Raw genomic sequence first — 16,814 nt, forward strand, 5'->3', positions numbered from 1 at the left:
TTGTAGTTTGTGATATTTGATGTGTTCATAATATGATTCTCCTTTTACATATTTAAACACGTTATATCACATTTGACAATATATTTAGTTACTTATATTTTCCTCCTTTCCGCAAACCCGAGTTTCTGTTTACCGTCCTTCTTTCCAGTCTCACCCGGAAAGAAGACACCTGCTCTGCTCATATCCGGCTTTCTTACGCCGCCTTTTTCGCGCATTTCGAGCACTGCGGCAGTCCATCCGTCTGTTCCAGTGCTACAAGTTTTACTTTACGTTTCAGCCCTTTGCAGGAAAGACTGTTATGATACCGGTTTCCGTATTTCGTATAGTAAACTTCTGCCCCCGCAGCGCCATTTCCCACGCACTGTTCGCATTCCTTATATTTTTCTCCATCCTGATTCCGTTTCCACGCAAGCGCACCCGGTGAGGAAACCTGGATCGAAAGATTAATATGACTGCACGACGAATCGGTATGATACACACTGCCGTTCTCAGTCACCCACACCATCTGTTTTGCTTCGCCCTCTTCTTCATCCGCCTCCTCTTCTGTCTTTCCGCAGAACAGATGCACTTTCGCACACGCTGCAATTCCCCGGTTCCGCACCGGAACGAGGCGGTTTCCCATTTTCGGCCAGTAAATCGCTTTCAGTTCCAGCCATCCATTTTTCACACGGCTTCCTGCCAGTGTCACCATTCCATTTTCGCGGATTTCTTTTGGAATCTTTGCTTCTGCATAAGCAATGCACGCGGCCGTTTCCGGTATTTCATACGTTTCTTTTCCCGTCTCATCCACCGCGTAGGCACAGACGGAAAGATACCGCGCGGACTCCTGCAGAGATACCGTCAGCATTCCATGCAGCCGGTAAAGATCCACGATTTTTAATAACACAAGAACCGCGATCAGAAAAACAGGAAGTGCCAGTGAAGCTTCCACCGTCAGGCTTGCCCTGTTCCATTTTCGTTTTACAAAAGGCTGCTCTCCTGATCCGGATTTATAAAAATTCCCGGAAGAGTGGATAAGTTTTTTGATAAGGTTCCAGAAATAAATGTGCCGTTCAGAAGAACACCCTTTTGTATCCCTGCCGGAGTCATCCCATTTTTCAGGCTGCTCCCTGCATCTCATATCCATAATTTCTCGTAATCTCATACTCTCGTTTCCCAATTACCGCCGTAAAACCGGCTTCCAGTTCATCGACACAGCAATCCAGTCGGAAACCCGGCTGCTGCTGTTCTGTCCGCATATTGTATTCCACCAGATCCATCGCTCCAAACGTTACCGCTTTTCCCGATTTCTGCATCAAAAGCAGCCGCAGATAATCGGAATACTCCATGCCGCCCGGTGCATTTTTTCTGCTCTGATCCCCTGTTTCCAGCAGTTTCGGAAGCTGTTCCAGAGAAAGCTGCCACGATTCTGCCGTTTTGAACAGCGCTACTTTTCCACCATCCAGCAGTTCCCGCAGATCCAGAATGCTTTCTGCAAATGCCCAGCACACGGCAAGTGCCATTTTCACAACCGGCATCGCCGCCGGAACTCCAAACGACGCGGCAATTACCCCCGCCATTGCTTCCATCTCGCCCTGCTTCTGCGCATCTTTCGCCAGATACACCAGATTTGCCGCCTCCCGCAGCGCCAGCAGACGGTTCACGGTTCCCGCCAGATTATCCTGATCACTGTTTTTTCCGCAGAGCACATATTCCACCTGGCACTGCAGCCCTTCCTTCTTCTCCTTGCTGGTATAGCACGGAAATTTCCACAGAATATATTCGGACGAAAGTATCTTATCCACAAAGCTCAGTTCTTTTCCACACTCTGCCATGCCAAACCCGCTCTGCAGCTCCCGTTTTGATGCAAGAAACGATACATCCGTTTCCCCCTGCGACAGTGCCTGCCCTTCCGGGAGGACCAGTCCTAAAATTCCCATTTTCATTACTTTTTGAATGACCTCAATCGGATTCACAAAATCTTCCGGTACCGGCTGCTTCTGATCCGGTTCCGAAGGCGTGCCGTTTCCAGATTCTCCTTCACCTTCTGTTTTTTCTGTTCCCTCTTCTGGCTGTTTGGATTCTTCATACTGTTTTAAAACCTCCTCTTCCTCGTAACCGCTCTGTCCGTCCTCCTGACGTTTCACGATTTCCTGTTCTCCTCTTAATTTCTGGGAAAGCTGCTGTATTCCATAAGTTCCAAGGCTGGCTTTCATTGCCTCACAGATCTGACGGGAGAAAGCACTTCCCTCCTCGTCTGTCGCAAGACGATAGCCGCCGAGATAAACTTCTGTAACCTGTCCGCCAGATAAACTGCCTGATAGAATTCCCATCCCCGATGCAGTGGGGGACAGAACTTCTCCCGCAGTTTCTGCGACTTTTCTGCTCATGGTTTCAGGTTTCCAGACACCGCTCTTATCCCCGCCGTTATAAAAAAACAGCTCGTACTGTCCCAGCAGTGTTCTGTCATACCCGGCAAACAGAGAATACAGTCCCTGTTCCATTGCGCAGGCCGTCATCACCCGTGCATGGGCATTTCGCACCGACGCAATTGTCCCGGAAATCAGGGAAAGCATCAGTATCAGAACGAGACACAAATATGCTGTTATGCTTCCGGCTGCCCATCTTTTCTGTCTTTCTGTTTCCCTCATGGGATACAGCTCCTTCCACTTTACTTTTACTTTTTCGAACTTTAGATGCCGTGGATCGGATAAAGGATATACCGAGACACAGATATGCAAATGACATATAGGTCCGTACCGGCTTCTAAATTTTTCTTTGGAGTTCCGTATTGGACATTTTCCCGTTTATACGGTGTTGCTCTGGTTTGTGACCTTCTCCATCAGACTGTTGACCAGACTCACAAGCTGCTTTTTAAAGATTAGTACGAGTCCGATCAGCACAACGAGAATCAGAATCACTTCCACAACCCCCACCGCATCTTCCTCTTTCCAGAACTCCGATATCAGCTTCATAATTCCCACCTCCTCTCTTTACCAGCTGTTTGTTGTGGGGATAAAAACATCCCCTATGCATAAAAGGACAAAAATGCCGGAACCGTGAGTATGACCAATACAACCGCAAGCATCATGCCCATCGGAAGAAGAAGCTTTGTCGATGCCTTTTCTCCTGTTGTTTTCGCCTGCCTTCTTCTCTCCTCAAAGGCCTCCTGCGATTCCTGTTTCAATAATTCCAGCAGTCCTTTACTGCCTTTTTTCAGATTCTGCGTCAGCAGAACAGCAAGGGAACGATACGCTCCGGTTCCCATACGCATTCCCATGCGCTGGTACGCTTCCTGCTCGGAAACACCGTTTTCCATCTCCTGGCAGGTAAATACAATCTCTTCATAGGCAAAACGTTTCTGCCCGCCAAGCGCCAGATTTTTCCGGTAATCCACTGCAATCCGCTCGAGTACTTTCCGCATCCCAAGCCCGGCACCCAGAAGAAGAACCATTTTGCTGACAATTTCGGGATAATCCCGCAGCATCTGTTCTTCTCTTTTCTGCCTTGCTTTTTCTTGTTCCCTTCCTTTTGCCGCCCAGCAGACTGCTCCTGCCGCCGCGGCAAGTGCCATAAGTTCCAGACCTGTCAGATCCGGCACTTTTGACCATGTTACAGTTTCTCCGTTCAGTGTCTCCGGCAGATAATAGGCTGTTTCTTCGGGATGCGCTTCGTTTTCTTTTTCCACTGCTTTTTTCAGTGCCCTAAGAACCGCATCCCGCCCTTTTATCTCCGGTGGATAGACCTGAACCTTCCGTATATATTCTGTTGTTTCCCCCTGAAGTTCCAGTTCCGCTTTCAGCGTAACCTCCACTCCTTCTTCGGGAATCTCGTCTGACAGCAAACCCCGGCTGTCAATCAACAACGGCCTGTCTGTTTCCCAGCTAAGCGCCACCGGGCTTCCCGGTATTTCCGTAACCAGATCCATGTTTCTGTTTACCGTATGAAAAGACAGATTCTCACCTAAGATGATTTCATCCAGCGCCTCTATCGCCGCACTGAACGCCTCTTCTATCTCTTCTGCGCTGTAAGCTCTTGCAGGTACAGACAGTGTAATTCTTTCCGGTTTCTGATTTCCAACAGAAACCTCAAGTTTTTCCTCTGTCGGTTGGCTGCCTAAGGCACCCCGTTCCAGTTGAAGTTCCGCTTTTTCATCTCCTGAAACTTTTCGCACTCCGATCGGAAGGCAGAGTGCAGTGCCCGCTATAAACCCTGTCGCTGCAAGGCAGAAAATCCGTCTCACCAATTTGTGATCTTCCGCCTTTTTTCTCATCCGGAAATACCAGATGAACAGCCCCGCCCATGCGGTCAGACAAATCCACAACATTTGATTCCTCCCCTTTTTTTGCGGACGAATCGTTATGATTCGCAGTCTTACTTTTTAAACTTCAATTGCTTCTTAAAACTCAATGTCCAGAATCTTCTTTCCAAGCACCCATGCCGCCAGATACACGGCAAGGCATCCGCTCATGAAGAAAACCCCGATTACATTCCCATACATCACACTTAAGAATTCCGGAAAGGAAAGCTGTACATATCCCAGAATTCCAAACGGCACAACACTCATAATATTCTGCTCGAACCGCCGGGAAGAAACGCCCGCACGGATTTCCCGCATCGTGTCAATTCTCGTACAGAAAATATCCCACGTATTCTGAAAGATCTCGCAGACATTTCCTCCTGTCCGCTTCGCAATCACCAGTACACTTGCAAACGTCGCAATATCGTCAATGCGGCTTCGCACCGCAAGATCCTGAAACAGTTGTTCCACCGACACGGAAATCATCATTTTATGACGCATCCGGCGCAGTTCCTGTACCAGAATGTTTTCTTTTCCCAGCGACTGTTCCAGCTGTCCTGCCGCCTCCAGCACTGCATTTTCCATGGAATAGCCGGAACGCAGTGCCGTGTGCATCCACGCAATCAGATCCCGGAAGCTGTCGTACAGCTCCTCTTTCCGTCTCTGAATCCGGTTTTTCCGATACGTGTGAAAACATACGATTCCAACCGGAACCACAGCAATGCATGCCCACCACGCCCGGTAACAGAGCAGGTTCACAGCGGCGGCAATCCCAAGACTGATTCCCGCTATTTCGAGATATTCCCGACCGGTAAATTCCCAGGTCTGATAGTCGATCCCCTTCGTCTCCTTCTCCTCTGCCATGCCCGTCTTTACCTGGCTTCCCTCACGTATTCTCATCCTGTTTTCCCCTCCAGTTTTTCTCTGTGTACCAGTTCGCCTGTCTTTTGCAAGCCTCTCCCATATTCTCTTCGAAACAAAGAAACCGTTTTGATTTCGTCCTCCTCCATCCCTGTGATCTCTGCGATCTCCTCCACCCGACGGCTTCCATCCTCCCCGCGTCCTAAATGCACGAGAATTTCGATTCCCGATGCAATCTGGCGGCGGATTGCTTCCAACGGGAGCTGCACTCCCATCAGCACCATCGTTTCCAGACGGGAGATCATATCTTTCACGCTGTTTGCATGTGCCGTGCTCAAAGATCCCGCATGCCCGGTATTGAGTGCGGATAATAATTCAAACGTTTCCGCTCCGCGCACTTCGCCGATAATTACGCGGTTCGGCCGCATACGCAAAGCTGCGCGGATCAGATCGCGGATCGTAATTTCTGTTCCTGATTCCAGATTTGCCTCTTTTGCTTCCAGCCGCACCAGATTCTCCACACCCTGGATCTGCAGCTCTGCATTGTCTTCGATGGTTATGATGCGCTCGCCCTTTGGAATGTAGGCGGAAAGCGCATTCAGAAATGTCGTTTTGCCAGATCCGGTCGCGCCGCCGATCATCATGCTGTAGCGGGTCCGGACGAGGGCCTGCAGAAACTCTGCCGCCTCTTTTGTAATACTCCCGATGGAGACCAGAAATTCCATCGTCACCGCCTGCTCCGGAAAGCGGCGGATGGTCAGAATCGGTCCGTTTAATGCGACCGGTTTCATGACAACGTTGACGCGGTCTCCATTTTCCAGCCGTGCATCCACAATCGGATTCTGTTCATTCACCACGCGGTTGCACCGGCCTACAATCTGCTGAATCACATCCTCCAGCTTTTCCGCGGAGGTAAAGCTTTTGCCGTATCTCTCGATTCTGCCGTTCCGTTCCACGAAGATATGCTGATAACCGTTTACCATAATTTCGGTAATTCCCGCATCTTCCAGCAGCTCCTGCAGGACATCGAGCCTCCGCACACTGTAGAACAGCTGTCTGCGCAGCTCCGCCTTCTGTGCCACCGGAAGATACCGTGTTTCTTCTTCCCCTAAAATCAGACGGTCAATCTCTTCGAGAACCTCTCCGTCATCCGGTTCGGATGCGATATCGATCCGCTCCATCAGTTTTCTCCGCAGAATTTCCGGCATTGTCATGTTTCTTCTCCTCTTCTGCCGTCCCGCAGAATCTGACGCACATAGTCGCCCAGCTCGCTCCAGACAAGCTCCTCAAAGTAGGCTTTTCCCGTCCGGTTTGCCGTGTGGAACGGAACGTGGATTTTCCGCATCTTGTCCAGCACTGACTGGCAGTCCCACCGGCGCAGCAAATTTTCAAACTGCTCCATTTTTGCCGCAGAAATCACATCATTCCTTATCGGAACGTAAATTTCATTGCAAAAATCCAGGATCTGATACAGGTCCGCCACGCCATCCCCGAGGTCGAGAATCAGCACTTCATAACTGCTGTTCTTCTCAATCTCCTGAAACAGCCATTTCCATTCTTCATATTTTGCAGTCTGAATGTCCATCGGCGATGCGGCGGGCGGCAGATAATCCAGGTTCTGCATCGACTGGACCATTCCGCCCAGTTTGTAGATGATGCCCTGATTTTCCTGTCTCGCATAATACAGAATATCGCTCATCCCCCTGTCGTAACTGCATTCCAGCAGCCGTTCAAATCCGGAATAGCTTTCCATATTGAGATACAGAACTGCCCGCTCCTTCGCCAGAATCTGCCCCATCGTCAGGGCAAACGAGGTCTTCTGCGTCCGTCCGACCGGCGAATAAATGCCGATAATACGCATTTCCTTTTTCGGCAGCAGTGCAGGCGATGTATCGACACCATTTTCTACGCCGTAGCACGCCATGACCTCGCGGATCACCTTTTCCGACGACTGGTATTTGTAGACCGCCGGATACTGATCCAGCACCGGACTGTGTACGCCCTCAGACAGAATGATAATCTGACGGATCGGATACCGGCGGATCTCTTCTTTCATCGCTTTATCCGAAATCAGAAGAATCTCTGTTTCGTTATTCTTTGCGAACTCCAGGAACATCTCCGCACTGGAAAACGCATGCACTTCGAACGGAATATTTCTCTTCTGGTTCAGATATTCCATAAAATTGCGTGCATATTCCATTTCCGTGTCACAGACTGCAAAAACACTCTTTTTCTTTGCAGTATTCAATAAAATCCCCCAATCCAGAGCAGCACTCCCATCAGCACGGGAACGGAAAAATGGATGCACTCCATGCCCCACTTCCCATCGTAATAGGGAACCGGCTCTGTTTTTTTCTGGTATTTTCTTTTGGTAAAATAAGTTTGGAAATAATTGAAAAATTTGGTAAGACGCTGCGGTAAATTTCCGCAGACGAGAATAATTCCGATAGATAAGACCGCTCCAGACAGGAACGACACAATCATACATTTCAGGATCGCTGGCACACCGAGAAAGCCTCCAACAGCGGATAGGAGTTTGATATCTCCCGCGCCCAGCATATGAAAATAGAACAGAATGTAAAGTGCGAGTATCGGGAAAAGCATCCCAAAAAGAAAAATACCCGCTCCCGCGGCGCCATAGCGGATGAGCTGTGTAACCAGCCCGGCGATCCATGCGGTGATAATCCATTCATTTGCAATTCTGCGTGTTCTTAAATCCATCCATACCGCCCCTGTCGCAACTGTCAGTACCAGACAGTGCTGCAAAGACATTTTGTCTCTCACCTCCCGTTTCGTTTGGGTCAACTTGATTGTGAGGTCATTATAGTTGCCTCTTTTCGATTTGTCCAGCGGTTTTCAGCAACTTTTTCCGGTTTGTGAATTGCCTCCAAAAACGGGATGAAAATTTCTCACACCAAAAAGAAAAATCGTGTGAAAGGTTTTCCGTTTTTCGCGGATTCGTAGAATCGTATCGCAATTTCACCGCTGCTTTTTGGCTATTATTTTATGATCCTTTTTTGAAAGAAATTTTCCAGCCGCATCACAGCAAAAAGAAACAGACCAGAACTTTTTTCTTCGTTCTGGTCTGCTTCCATACAGTTTTTTCTGTTTTTACTGAATAAAATCCGCATACTCCGCTCTGCTGACCTTCTTCAGATCCTCCGGCGCCATGCACAGCGTGGTTCCGATTCTTCCCCCGCTCACGTAAACCTTGTCAAAATTCGCCGCACATTCCTGAATCACGGTCGGATACTGTTTTTTCATTCCGATCGGGCTGCATCCGCCGCGGACGTATCCGCTGACTGCAGTGATATCTTTGACATGGATCATCTCGATGGATTTCTCCCCCACCGCTTTTGCGGCTTTTTTCAGGTCTACTTCCTCTGCAATCGGAAGCACCAGCACATAATACTGCTTGCTTTTTCCCTGTGCCACAAGCGTTTTAAACGACTGCTCGACGCGCGCCGGTTTCTCTGCTGTGTGAAGCCCGTCGATAAATTCATCGCATTCATATTGAAGAACTTCGTATTTGATTTTCTGGCGGTCCAGAATCCGCATTGCATTTGTTTTGATTTCTTTTTCTTTTGCCATTATTTTCTCTCCGGTGCTCCCTGCAGTGCATACAGTTCTTTTTTGAGCTGTTTGATTTCTTTTTTCATCTCAATATTTTTCTGTTTCAGCCGTACGACAGCATCCCCGGCTTCTTCCGGTTTTACAGAAAGTAAACGTGCAATGCCGAGGGTATTGATGTGTTTTAAGCAGTAATCCGCATACGCTTTTTCACCGGAAAGCATGGTCACGCGGACGCCGCCTTTGTATTTCTGGGCACTTAAGATTTTGATCAGACGGATTTCCCCTGTTTTTGCAACGTGGGTTCCGCAGCACGCACATCTGTCGCAGCCTTCGATCGTCACAATCCGCACCTGGCCCTCGATCTCTTTTTTGCTCCGGTAATCCATGGTTTCCAGCTCTTCCTTTGACGGATAACTGATCGTAACCGGAACATTTCGAAGCACGGCTTCGTTTGCCTCCTGCTCCACATCGTAGAGCTGCTCCTCGGTCAGAACGCCGTCAAAATCAACGGTAATGACATCACTTCCCATATGGAATCCAACGTTGTTGAAACCGTAAATCCGATGCACGATACCTGACACGATATGCTCTCCGCAATGATTCTGCATATTGGAAAACGTTTTTCAAAGTCAAGTTTTCCAACTACCGTTTTGCCCGGCTCGAGCGGTGCTTCCACGGTATGCCAGATTTCGCCGTCGATTTCCTGTACATCCGTTACAAAAATTCCATCCAGTGTTCCCTCATCTGCCGGCTGGCCGCCGCCCTCCGGAAAAAATGCGGTCTGATCCAGCAGCACGCGGTACATGCCGCCCTCGCAGACGCTCCGTTCTACGGTTGCCTCAAATTCACCCAGGTACGCATCCTGATCAAATAATCTTGTTGTGCTCATAATTTTTCCTCTTTTCCGTCTATTCGTTTACAATGTCAATCTGGCACATTTTCATAGCTTCCAATGCATTTTTATGACTCTGCGGCGTTACGCCCGCGCACGCGGATGCATCGACCGAAATCGGCACTTCCGGATAAAATGCTTTCAGCAGCATGGCATTGGAAATCACGCAGATGTCAGTGCAGAGTCCCACGAGTTCAATGAATTCCGGCACGCCGCCTGCCAGTTTTTCGATCTCCTCCGGCAGATTTTTTGCACCGAAGGTGATTTTATTCATCACCACGGCCTGTTTTTTCTCCGCCATTTTCTGAATTGTATCCTGCAGTGCATGACCCTTCGTTCCTTCGATACAATGCTCTACCGGAAGTTTTCTGCCCTCGGACGTTTCCAGATAATCCGCAAAATGGGTATCTCTGGTGCAGATAACAGCTCCGTCAAACGAATCCATCACCTCTGCAACGCGGTCAACAATCCCGACCGCCTCTTTCGTGCCGAGACTTCCGTCGATAAAATCATTCTGCATATCTACTACAATTAATACTTTCATCTTTGTTCTCCCTTCTGGGACATTTTTTTATAAATGCTGCATCCAGCTCAGTGCCAGTGAAATCCAGCTCTGGCACTCTTCGCGTACTGCGTTCTGGTATTCATAGCTCTGTGTCTCCTCGCTTGCAAGGCCAAGGCCGTGGCCGCCGACCGGATAAATATGCATTTCTACCGGAATCTCCAGTGCATGCAGTGCTGTAAAGAACAGAATGGAGTTTTCTACCGGCACGCAGTCGTCCGGCGCGGTATGCCACAGGAAGGTCTTCGGCGTATCGAGGCTGACCTGATTCTCGAGAGACATCTCGTCTACCAGCTCATCGTACCGGTCTCCCAGCAGCTTGGTGAAGGATCCGCGGTGCGCTTTCGGACCGGATGTGATAACCGGGTAGGATAACAGCAGACCGTTCGGACGAAGCTGCTCTGCGTCTACTCCAAGCTCTTCTGCAAGAAATGTTTTCTTTTTCCAGAATACACCGTACGATGCCGCCAGATGGCCGCCTGCGGAAAATCCGGCTACTACTACTTTGTTCGGATCAATGTGATATTCTGCCGCATGCTCCCGCAGATGCGCAACAGTCCAGGCAAGCTGGCGGAGTGCCGTCGGATAGTGAGCTGCCGGAGCAACACTGTAATGCAGAACAACAGCGTGGTAACCGGCTCCGACAAACTTCAGCGCAATCGGCTCTGCCTCACGCTCGGACACCCATTCATAACCGCCGCCCGGGCAGATCACGATGACCGGACGCACGCGTTCCGGAGCAATCTCACGCGAGTTGTCCAGAAAATACGTATATAATTTTGCAGTTTCTTCTGTATCTTTTACTTTGACATCTAATACCTGATAATTCATAAGTTCTTCCTTTCCCCCCAATTTTTCCGGGTACGGCCACAGCCGCCAGTTTTTACTCTGTTGTCATTATACCGTATCGGCGCAAAATATCAAGCGTATCGCACCAGACACTTTTTTCTTTTCAAATCCAATTGCTCATAGTATAATAAATTTATATTTGCATGTTTTTGAGCGGCAAAAATAACACATAAAGGAGTATATTGCAATTATGGATTCCAATCTTATTGTCCTTACCGATCAGGACGGAAATTCTGTCCGTTTTGAGCTTCTGGATATCGTAGAATACAAGGAGGATGAGTACGCCGTTCTCTATCCGGCCGACGGCGGCGATGACGAACCGGTACACATTCTGCGCATCATTTCCGAGAATCTCGATGTCAACGAAGCCGAGTTCGAAGGCCTCGATGACGATGAACTGATCGACACCATTTATCAGATCTTCCGCGAGCGCAACGATCTGGACGACTGATTCTGCCACGCAAAAAGAGCAGCATTTTTACCTTTCACACGTCGGTAAAATGCTGCTCTTTCTTTATTCTAATTTTTCCTCTTTCTTTGTTTCAATCCACAGTCGGTAATTTCACAGAGTCTGACATGTCAGCAAAATGCTGACTGTGGTTTGCCTCATGTCAGTGGGGGATACCGATTTCTCTCCGCCCGCCACTGCCGTTAACTTTCTTATTTGCAATTCATCTCACCACCTATAGAGGTGAGAGAATCCTTGCTATTATTTGTTGAATATTTTTCCAATATCGCAGCCAGTGGAGAGAATATCTCTTTCTGAGGGACATTACAATTTATACTGCATAAAATTCCCATTGTGCACAAATCCAAAATCTGTATACAACTTAACGCCCATATCCGATGCCGTAATCTGTATTGTTCCGCATCCATATTCTTTTGCATCTTCTATCACACGGGACAGCAATTCTTTTGCAATACCTCTTCTTCGATACGCCGGATCTGTAAACATACTGGACAGTAATCCAATTCTGCCGCTCGGGCATCCAAAGTATGGAGGTTTTTCTACAAATGACATTCCACTTGTTGCGATGATGCTCTCTCCGTCAACAGCAATCCAAGATACAAAAGTACCATCCGCCATATGACGTTCATAGTAATCTTTTAACGCAGGTGCTAAATCAATTTCTTCTTTTGCCCCCTCTTCGCGAAGCTGATGGATTCTCATCTGAATGAAAAAATCCAGTTCCTTTTGGGTAAGTCTTTTATATTCGATTGCCATTTTTATTTCCTTCTGCTTATTTTCTCACATCCAGCACCTGCACATACGGGTCGTCCTTTGTGCATGGTTTCCAGTCGTCTTTTCCCTCTGCGTTCGGGTTTCCGGTTTTCATGAAATTGGTCCAGTCGTCCATCATTTCTTTGCTGAGGCATAGTCGCCTTCGGTTTTCGGGCGCCAGCTTCGGCCCAGGGTTCCGAACATGTACCAGAGTTCGGAGGAATGGAACGCTCCGGCGTCGTCACCTAACAGGGCACGGGTGAAGTAGTAAACGTAAGCCGGTTTTCTTCCGAGTTTTTCCAGCGCAATGCTCCAGTTGATGCATCCCTTATAGATGCCGCCGTGCTCGCCTTTTTCTTTCATCTCCGGGAACACACCGATGTCGTCTGCAGTTGAACCGAGCATATATGGGATGTCCTTGATTTTTCCTTCGGTTACGGCATCGTTATAGCCGCAGGTCAGCAGATGATTGTCGATGTTCGGTACGAAGCTCAGCATTCTCGATGGATTTACGCGGCCAAACTCCTCCTGCAGCTCCACAATTTTCTCAGCCGGAATCGCACGCAGTTCTTCCAGCGATTTTGCTCCGCTAAGCTCTACAAATTCCTGGCCGATGGTTTCTGCCTCGGAAAGCGGCATATCGCGGTTCAGTCCGGTGTCGTAGCCGCCGGCGCTCTGGAAAATGGCTTTGCTGATCCAGTTTTCAGTCAGCGGAGAACTGACGAGTGTCTGTACGCTCATACATCCCGCGGACTGGCCGAATACGGTGATATTTTCCGGGTCGCCGCCGAATGCTGCGATATTTTCTTTTACCCATTTCAGTGCTGCGATCTGGTCGAGAATCGCGTAGTTTCCGCTTCTTCCGGCACCGCTCTCCTCGGACAGCCACGGATGTGCCAAAAATCCGAAAGCACCGAGACGGTAATTGATCGCAACGAGAATCACTCCGCGTTCGCAGTAAGCAGCTCCATCAAATTCGGATTCGTGGCTGAAGCCGTGCATAAACGCGCCGCCGTGAATCCAGAAAGCAACCGGCAGTTTTTCATCCACTGTATTTGCCGGTGTCCAGATGTTTAAGTACAGACAGTCCTCACTCTGCTTCATGCCGAATTCCGGGTCGAGATAAAATTCTTTTCCATAGAAGGAGTCCGGCTCATGCTCGGTCTGCGGGCAGACGCATCCGAAATGATCCGCCTTATAAACGCCCTCCCAGCACGCCGGCTCTTCCGGCGGGCAGAATCGTTTTTCGCCTACCGGCGGCTTTGCGTACGGAACGCCGCGGAATACCGTGTAGCCGTCTTTTTGCACACCATGAACCTGTCCATATTTTGTTTTTGTCTCTGTAATTGCCATAAGTAAAAATCCCCTTTCCATTTCTTATAACTGTGATAAAAACCCTTATACAGATTTAGTATAGCAAATCTTTTTCTTCGCTTCTATATGCACAATTCCAAATAATGGCACCCAGTTTTGTAACTATTGATTATTGGTTATGCAGACATTTAAAAATCCTCTTGATTTATTAGCACACAGAAATAATAATATTTTGTATATAAGATTGACTTATTATCACTGACAAAAACCTTTCATGACTGATCTGGTTTACTTTGACCGGTTTTGGTGCTACACTTTTCTTTGCTTCAAAACGACATATTTCATAGTGAGGAGGAGTATTTAGTATGAAAGCCATTTTAACAGATCTTTTGGCAATCATCGGCGTTGTGCTGAATGGTCTGCCGCAGGGTCTTCTTGCTCTGACGTTTGGATTTGCATCGGTTCCGACGGCGCTGGCATTCTTTGTTGGTGCGGTGGGCAATACGATTACGCAGAGTGTCGCACCAATTTCCTTCCAGGCGGAGACGATCACTTACGCCGGAACGGCTGGAAAAGACCGTTCGGAACGCTGTACGATGATTTTTATCGGCGGTGTGATTATGGCTCTGATCGGAGTGTTTGGACTGCTGACAAAAATCGTAAACTTTGTAGGTGAGGATGTTGCCTATGGAATGATGGCCGGTGTCGGTATCATTCTGGTAAAGGCCGCGATCGATATGATCAAGAGTGATGCCATTTCCGGCGGTGTTTCCCTGGCCGCAGCACTGATCACCTATTACTTTACCAAAGACAGTGCCAATACCCTGGTTTATACCATCGTCATTTCCGTTGTAGCATCCTGCATTGCCAATGCATTTTTCAACAAAGAGAAATCCAGCATTGTCGTAGAGGATGATAAATTTGTCCGCCAGAAATTTACAATCAATGCCAACGTAATTCTCGGCGCACTCGGTATGGTCTGCCTGAACATTGGTTCCAACATTTCCTTCGGCGGAATTACCGCAGGAATGGCAACCGGTGGAAATTACAACGTCGATAACCTGACCGTGATTTCTTCCCTGGCCGATATGTTTTCTTCCTTTTTCGGAGGAGCCCCGGTTGAGGCAATCATTTCCGCAACTGCCAATGCACCGCACGCTGTATGGGCTGGTGTCATCATGATGGTTGTGATCGGTGTAATTCTGCTTCTGAAACTGCTTCCGAAAATCGGAAAATTTGTTCCGTCTTCTTCGATCGCAGGTTTCCTGTTTGTACTCGGTATCTTCAAAACCGTTGTACTGGATGCGCCGTCTGCCTTCGCTATCAATGCAGCCGTCGGCGGAACCACAATGGTTGTCACTGCAGTAACAAACCCGTTCCTCGGAATGCTGGCCGGTGTTGCTGCAAAACTGCTTGGATTATAAATTCAGTAACATAAGAGGAAAATCGTATGAAAGAATACAGCATGGAGCTCTGCGGAGTGAAAAGAACACTTCCATTTATCCCGATCAGTGAGGAGATGGCGTTTGCAAGCTTTGTTGTCCTTGGTGACACCGAGCTGGTAAGTGCATGTGCGCCGGAGCTGGCCGCAAAAATCGGAGAAGTCGATGCCATTGTCACCGCAGAAGCGAAAGGTATTGCCCTAGCGTATGAAGTAAGCAAAGAGCTGGGCCATAAAGAATTTATCGTTGCACGAAAAAGCACAAAATCCTACATGAAAGATGTGGTTTCCGCATCCGTTCATTCGATTACAACAGCGGGTGAGCAGCATCTTTATCTGGATGGAAAAGACGCAGATAAAATCCGCGGCAAACGTGTCTGCCTGCTGGATGATGTCATTTCCACCGGCGAGTCCCTGCACGCACTGGAATGCCTGATGGCGAATGCCAGTGCAGAGGTTGTAAAAAAAGCAGCGATCCTTGCTGAGGGCGATGCTGCTGATCGAAAAGATATTGTATTTCTGCAGAAGCTTCCGTTATTCAAAAAGACGGGCGACGGAGAGTACGAAGTCATCGAATAATTGCCAATCCTTCTAATGCATATAGAGAATAGAAAAACGGTGCAGTTCTGAATTTCTGCCATGAATTCAGAACTGCACCGTTTCTTTTTAAAAGAGACGCAGAAGCATCATATACGAAATGGTTCCAAGAAGGATGGAGACGAGGGTCTGGTGTTTCCATTTGTAGGTGATAAAAACGACCGCTGCTGCGAGCAGTTTCGGTACTGCGGCAGAGATACCGCCGGTGGGAATATCTTTCATACAGTAAATGATCAGTACCGCCATGATGGCAGACGGCAGTGCCTGGCCGAGTCGTTCGAGTGATGCGGGCATTTTACGGCTGCCGGAAAATGCAAGAAACGGGAGTGCACGGAGTCCGAAGGTGATCAGAGCGGAGACAGCGACAGCGGTTATAAAGTATGAAGTTGTCATGCGAGGTTCTCCTTTCTCTGGAACAGAAGTAAAAGGGCGGATACAATCAGCAGCGCCGGGAGCATGAAGCGGTTTTCACCGAAGATCAGCAGGCAGATCACACCGATACCAAGACCGGTGAGCGCCAGCGTGTGCTTCTCTGCTTTTTCCCATTGGTCAATGAAGATAATGAGAAACAGGGCTGTCATACAGAAATCAAGGCCCGTCAGGTCAAATGGAATGATCTGGCCTAAAATGCCGCCAAGAACCGAACCAACTATCCAATAGTAGCGGCTGAACAGAGCGACGAGGAACATGGTGTCCTCTTTTTCTTTTTTCGGAAGATCTAAGGTACAGTTTACGGCGTATGTCTCATCGGTCATCGTGTGAATCATGTACAGCTTGCGGCGCCCCATCTGTTTGAATTCCTTCAGGAAGGTAATGCTGTAAAAACTCTGGCGGCTGTTCATCAGAAGTGCAGTGAGCGCAATGGTGATGAGGGAAGCGCCGCTAGAAAGAAACGTAATCAGAACGAACTGGAACGCGCCCGTATAGACCGTCAGACTTACCAGCAGTGAATCATACTAGGGAAAGCCGGCGGATGCCATCATCATGCCGTAGGCCATGCTGACGAAAACGTAGCTGCAGAAAATCGGGATGGATTTTACGAAAGCAGTTTTTAAGGTAGTGGAAGAAAATCGTTTCATAGATAAAATATCCTCACGTAAAAATAAATTTTAAAACTATAAATGAGCAAATCCAAAATATTGCACAAAAGAAAGACACCCTCTGTAGAAGGATGTATAATTGAAGTACCAACAAACAACATACTCACTCAAACAAGGGGGTGTC

22 protein-coding genes are annotated in these 16,814 nt (G+C 48.3%); 3 read left to right on the forward strand and 19 right to left on the reverse strand.

Annotation, left to right across the window (positions count from 1 at the left end):
* Positions 1 to 193: 193 nt before the first annotated feature.
* The 13 genes from DXA93_RS17080 to DXA93_RS17140 form a co-directional block, all read right to left on the reverse strand.
* A complete protein-coding gene (locus DXA93_RS17080; RefSeq protein ID WP_147342475.1) occupies positions 194 to 1,144 on the reverse strand; it encodes a TadE/TadG family type IV pilus assembly protein in 951 nt (316 codons plus the stop codon).
* Positions 1,098 to 2,630, reverse strand: a complete 1,533-nt coding sequence (locus DXA93_RS17085) for a DUF5702 domain-containing protein (RefSeq protein WP_118595896.1) — start codon at positions 2,628 to 2,630, stop codon at positions 1,098 to 1,100. Before DXA93_RS17085 ends, DXA93_RS17080 begins: the two co-directional genes overlap by 47 nt.
* Before the next feature lie 156 nt (positions 2,631 to 2,786).
* Positions 2,787 to 2,954: a Flp1 family type IVb pilin gene (locus DXA93_RS17090; protein ID WP_022461946.1), complete on the reverse strand. Its 168-nt coding sequence runs from the start codon at positions 2,952 to 2,954 to the stop codon at positions 2,787 to 2,789.
* A gap of 53 nt (positions 2,955 to 3,007) precedes the next feature.
* A complete protein-coding gene (locus DXA93_RS17095; protein ID WP_118595895.1) occupies positions 3,008 to 4,306 on the reverse strand; it encodes a type II secretion system F family protein in 1,299 nt (432 codons plus the stop codon).
* Positions 4,307 to 4,378: 72 nt separating this feature from the next.
* The gene (locus DXA93_RS17100; RefSeq protein ID WP_118595894.1) at positions 4,379 to 5,179 is read right to left on the reverse strand and encodes a type II secretion system F family protein; all 801 of its coding nucleotides are present in this window, start codon (positions 5,177 to 5,179) and stop codon (positions 4,379 to 4,381) included.
* The gene (locus tag DXA93_RS17105) at positions 5,176 to 6,354 is read right to left on the reverse strand and encodes a CpaF family protein (protein WP_117804846.1); all 1,179 of its coding nucleotides are present in this window, start codon (positions 6,352 to 6,354) and stop codon (positions 5,176 to 5,178) included. The genes DXA93_RS17100 and DXA93_RS17105 overlap by 4 nt, the downstream gene beginning before the upstream one ends.
* Positions 6,351 to 7,388 (reverse strand): hypothetical protein, encoded by a 1,038-nt coding sequence (locus tag DXA93_RS17110; RefSeq protein ID WP_226906364.1) that lies wholly within the window; start codon positions 7,386 to 7,388, stop codon positions 6,351 to 6,353. Before DXA93_RS17110 ends, DXA93_RS17105 begins: the two co-directional genes overlap by 4 nt.
* Entirely contained in the window at positions 7,385 to 7,912 is a 528-nt protein-coding gene (locus DXA93_RS17115) for an A24 family peptidase (RefSeq protein ID WP_022461951.1), read from the reverse strand. The genes DXA93_RS17110 and DXA93_RS17115 overlap by 4 nt, the downstream gene beginning before the upstream one ends.
* A gap of 339 nt (positions 7,913 to 8,251) precedes the next feature.
* Positions 8,252 to 8,731: a Cys-tRNA(Pro) deacylase gene (ybaK, locus tag DXA93_RS17120; protein ID WP_119208864.1), complete on the reverse strand. Its 480-nt coding sequence runs from the start codon at positions 8,729 to 8,731 to the stop codon at positions 8,252 to 8,254.
* Positions 8,731 to 9,294, reverse strand: a complete 564-nt coding sequence (locus DXA93_RS17125; RefSeq protein WP_158583311.1) for a hypothetical protein — start codon at positions 9,292 to 9,294, stop codon at positions 8,731 to 8,733. The genes ybaK and DXA93_RS17125 overlap by 1 nt, the downstream gene beginning before the upstream one ends.
* Positions 9,201 to 9,602, reverse strand: a complete 402-nt coding sequence (locus DXA93_RS17130) for an alanine--tRNA ligase-related protein (RefSeq protein ID WP_119208868.1) — start codon at positions 9,600 to 9,602, stop codon at positions 9,201 to 9,203. The genes DXA93_RS17125 and DXA93_RS17130 overlap by 94 nt, the downstream gene beginning before the upstream one ends.
* Before the next feature lie 19 nt (positions 9,603 to 9,621).
* On the reverse strand, positions 9,622 to 10,149 hold the full coding sequence (locus tag DXA93_RS17135; RefSeq protein WP_117509965.1) for a cysteine hydrolase family protein: 528 nt from the start codon (positions 10,147 to 10,149) through the stop codon (positions 9,622 to 9,624).
* Positions 10,150 to 10,176: 27 nt separating this feature from the next.
* Entirely contained in the window at positions 10,177 to 10,998 is an 822-nt protein-coding gene (locus tag DXA93_RS17140) for an alpha/beta hydrolase (protein ID WP_118700797.1), read from the reverse strand.
* 208 nt (positions 10,999 to 11,206) lie between these two features.
* Here DXA93_RS17140 and DXA93_RS17145 point away from each other — a divergent pair, with 208 nt between their 5' ends.
* Complete coding sequence (locus tag DXA93_RS17145) at positions 11,207 to 11,467, forward strand: DUF1292 domain-containing protein (RefSeq protein WP_022461956.1); 261 nt, start codon at positions 11,207 to 11,209, stop codon at positions 11,465 to 11,467.
* A 321-nt stretch (positions 11,468 to 11,788) separates the two neighbouring features.
* Here the strand turns inward: DXA93_RS17145 and DXA93_RS17150 are convergent, their stop codons facing one another.
* From DXA93_RS17150 to DXA93_RS17155, 3 genes are read right to left on the reverse strand one after another with little or no spacing between them, the layout of a single operon-like run.
* Positions 11,789 to 12,241 carry a GNAT family N-acetyltransferase gene (locus DXA93_RS17150; RefSeq protein WP_117761906.1) on the reverse strand — a complete coding sequence of 151 codons (453 nt, stop codon included), beginning with the start codon at positions 12,239 to 12,241 and terminating at the stop codon, positions 11,789 to 11,791.
* A 16-nt stretch (positions 12,242 to 12,257) separates the two neighbouring features.
* A complete protein-coding gene (locus DXA93_RS18810) occupies positions 12,258 to 12,374 on the reverse strand; it encodes a carboxylesterase family protein (RefSeq protein ID WP_243036518.1) in 117 nt (38 codons plus the stop codon).
* Positions 12,374 to 13,591, reverse strand: a complete 1,218-nt coding sequence (locus tag DXA93_RS17155; protein ID WP_243109264.1) for a carboxylesterase/lipase family protein — start codon at positions 13,589 to 13,591, stop codon at positions 12,374 to 12,376. The genes DXA93_RS18810 and DXA93_RS17155 overlap by 1 nt, the downstream gene beginning before the upstream one ends.
* A 326-nt stretch (positions 13,592 to 13,917) precedes the next feature.
* Between DXA93_RS17155 and DXA93_RS17160 the strand changes: the two genes are divergently transcribed.
* On the forward strand, positions 13,918 to 14,976 hold the full coding sequence (locus DXA93_RS17160; protein WP_055265516.1) for a benzoate/H(+) symporter BenE family transporter: 1,059 nt from the start codon (positions 13,918 to 13,920) through the stop codon (positions 14,974 to 14,976).
* A 26-nt stretch (positions 14,977 to 15,002) separates the two neighbouring features.
* Positions 15,003 to 15,572, forward strand: a complete 570-nt coding sequence (locus DXA93_RS17165) for a phosphoribosyltransferase family protein (protein WP_117509969.1) — start codon at positions 15,003 to 15,005, stop codon at positions 15,570 to 15,572.
* Between the two features lie 87 nt (positions 15,573 to 15,659).
* On the opposite strand, the gene DXA93_RS17170 is transcribed toward DXA93_RS17165, so the two are convergent.
* Genes DXA93_RS17170 through DXA93_RS18995 form a run of 3 tightly spaced genes read right to left on the reverse strand, consistent with a single transcriptional unit; the run spans position 15,660 to position 16,669 of the window.
* Positions 15,660 to 15,983: a branched-chain amino acid transporter permease gene (locus DXA93_RS17170; protein WP_119208870.1), complete on the reverse strand. Its 324-nt coding sequence runs from the start codon at positions 15,981 to 15,983 to the stop codon at positions 15,660 to 15,662.
* The gene (locus DXA93_RS17175) at positions 15,980 to 16,537 is read right to left on the reverse strand and encodes an AzlC family ABC transporter permease (RefSeq protein ID WP_330427418.1); all 558 of its coding nucleotides are present in this window, start codon (positions 16,535 to 16,537) and stop codon (positions 15,980 to 15,982) included. The genes DXA93_RS17170 and DXA93_RS17175 overlap by 4 nt, the downstream gene beginning before the upstream one ends.
* Positions 16,538 to 16,546: 9 nt before the next feature.
* Complete coding sequence (locus DXA93_RS18995) at positions 16,547 to 16,669, reverse strand: hypothetical protein (protein ID WP_256372661.1); 123 nt, start codon at positions 16,667 to 16,669, stop codon at positions 16,547 to 16,549.
* Positions 16,670 to 16,814: the final 145 nt, after the last annotated feature.

Origin of the sequence: Blautia sp. OF09-25XD (assembly GCF_003482095.1) — a bacterium.
GTDB classification, from domain to species: domain Bacteria; phylum Bacillota; class Clostridia; order Lachnospirales; family Lachnospiraceae; genus Fusicatenibacter; species Fusicatenibacter saccharivorans.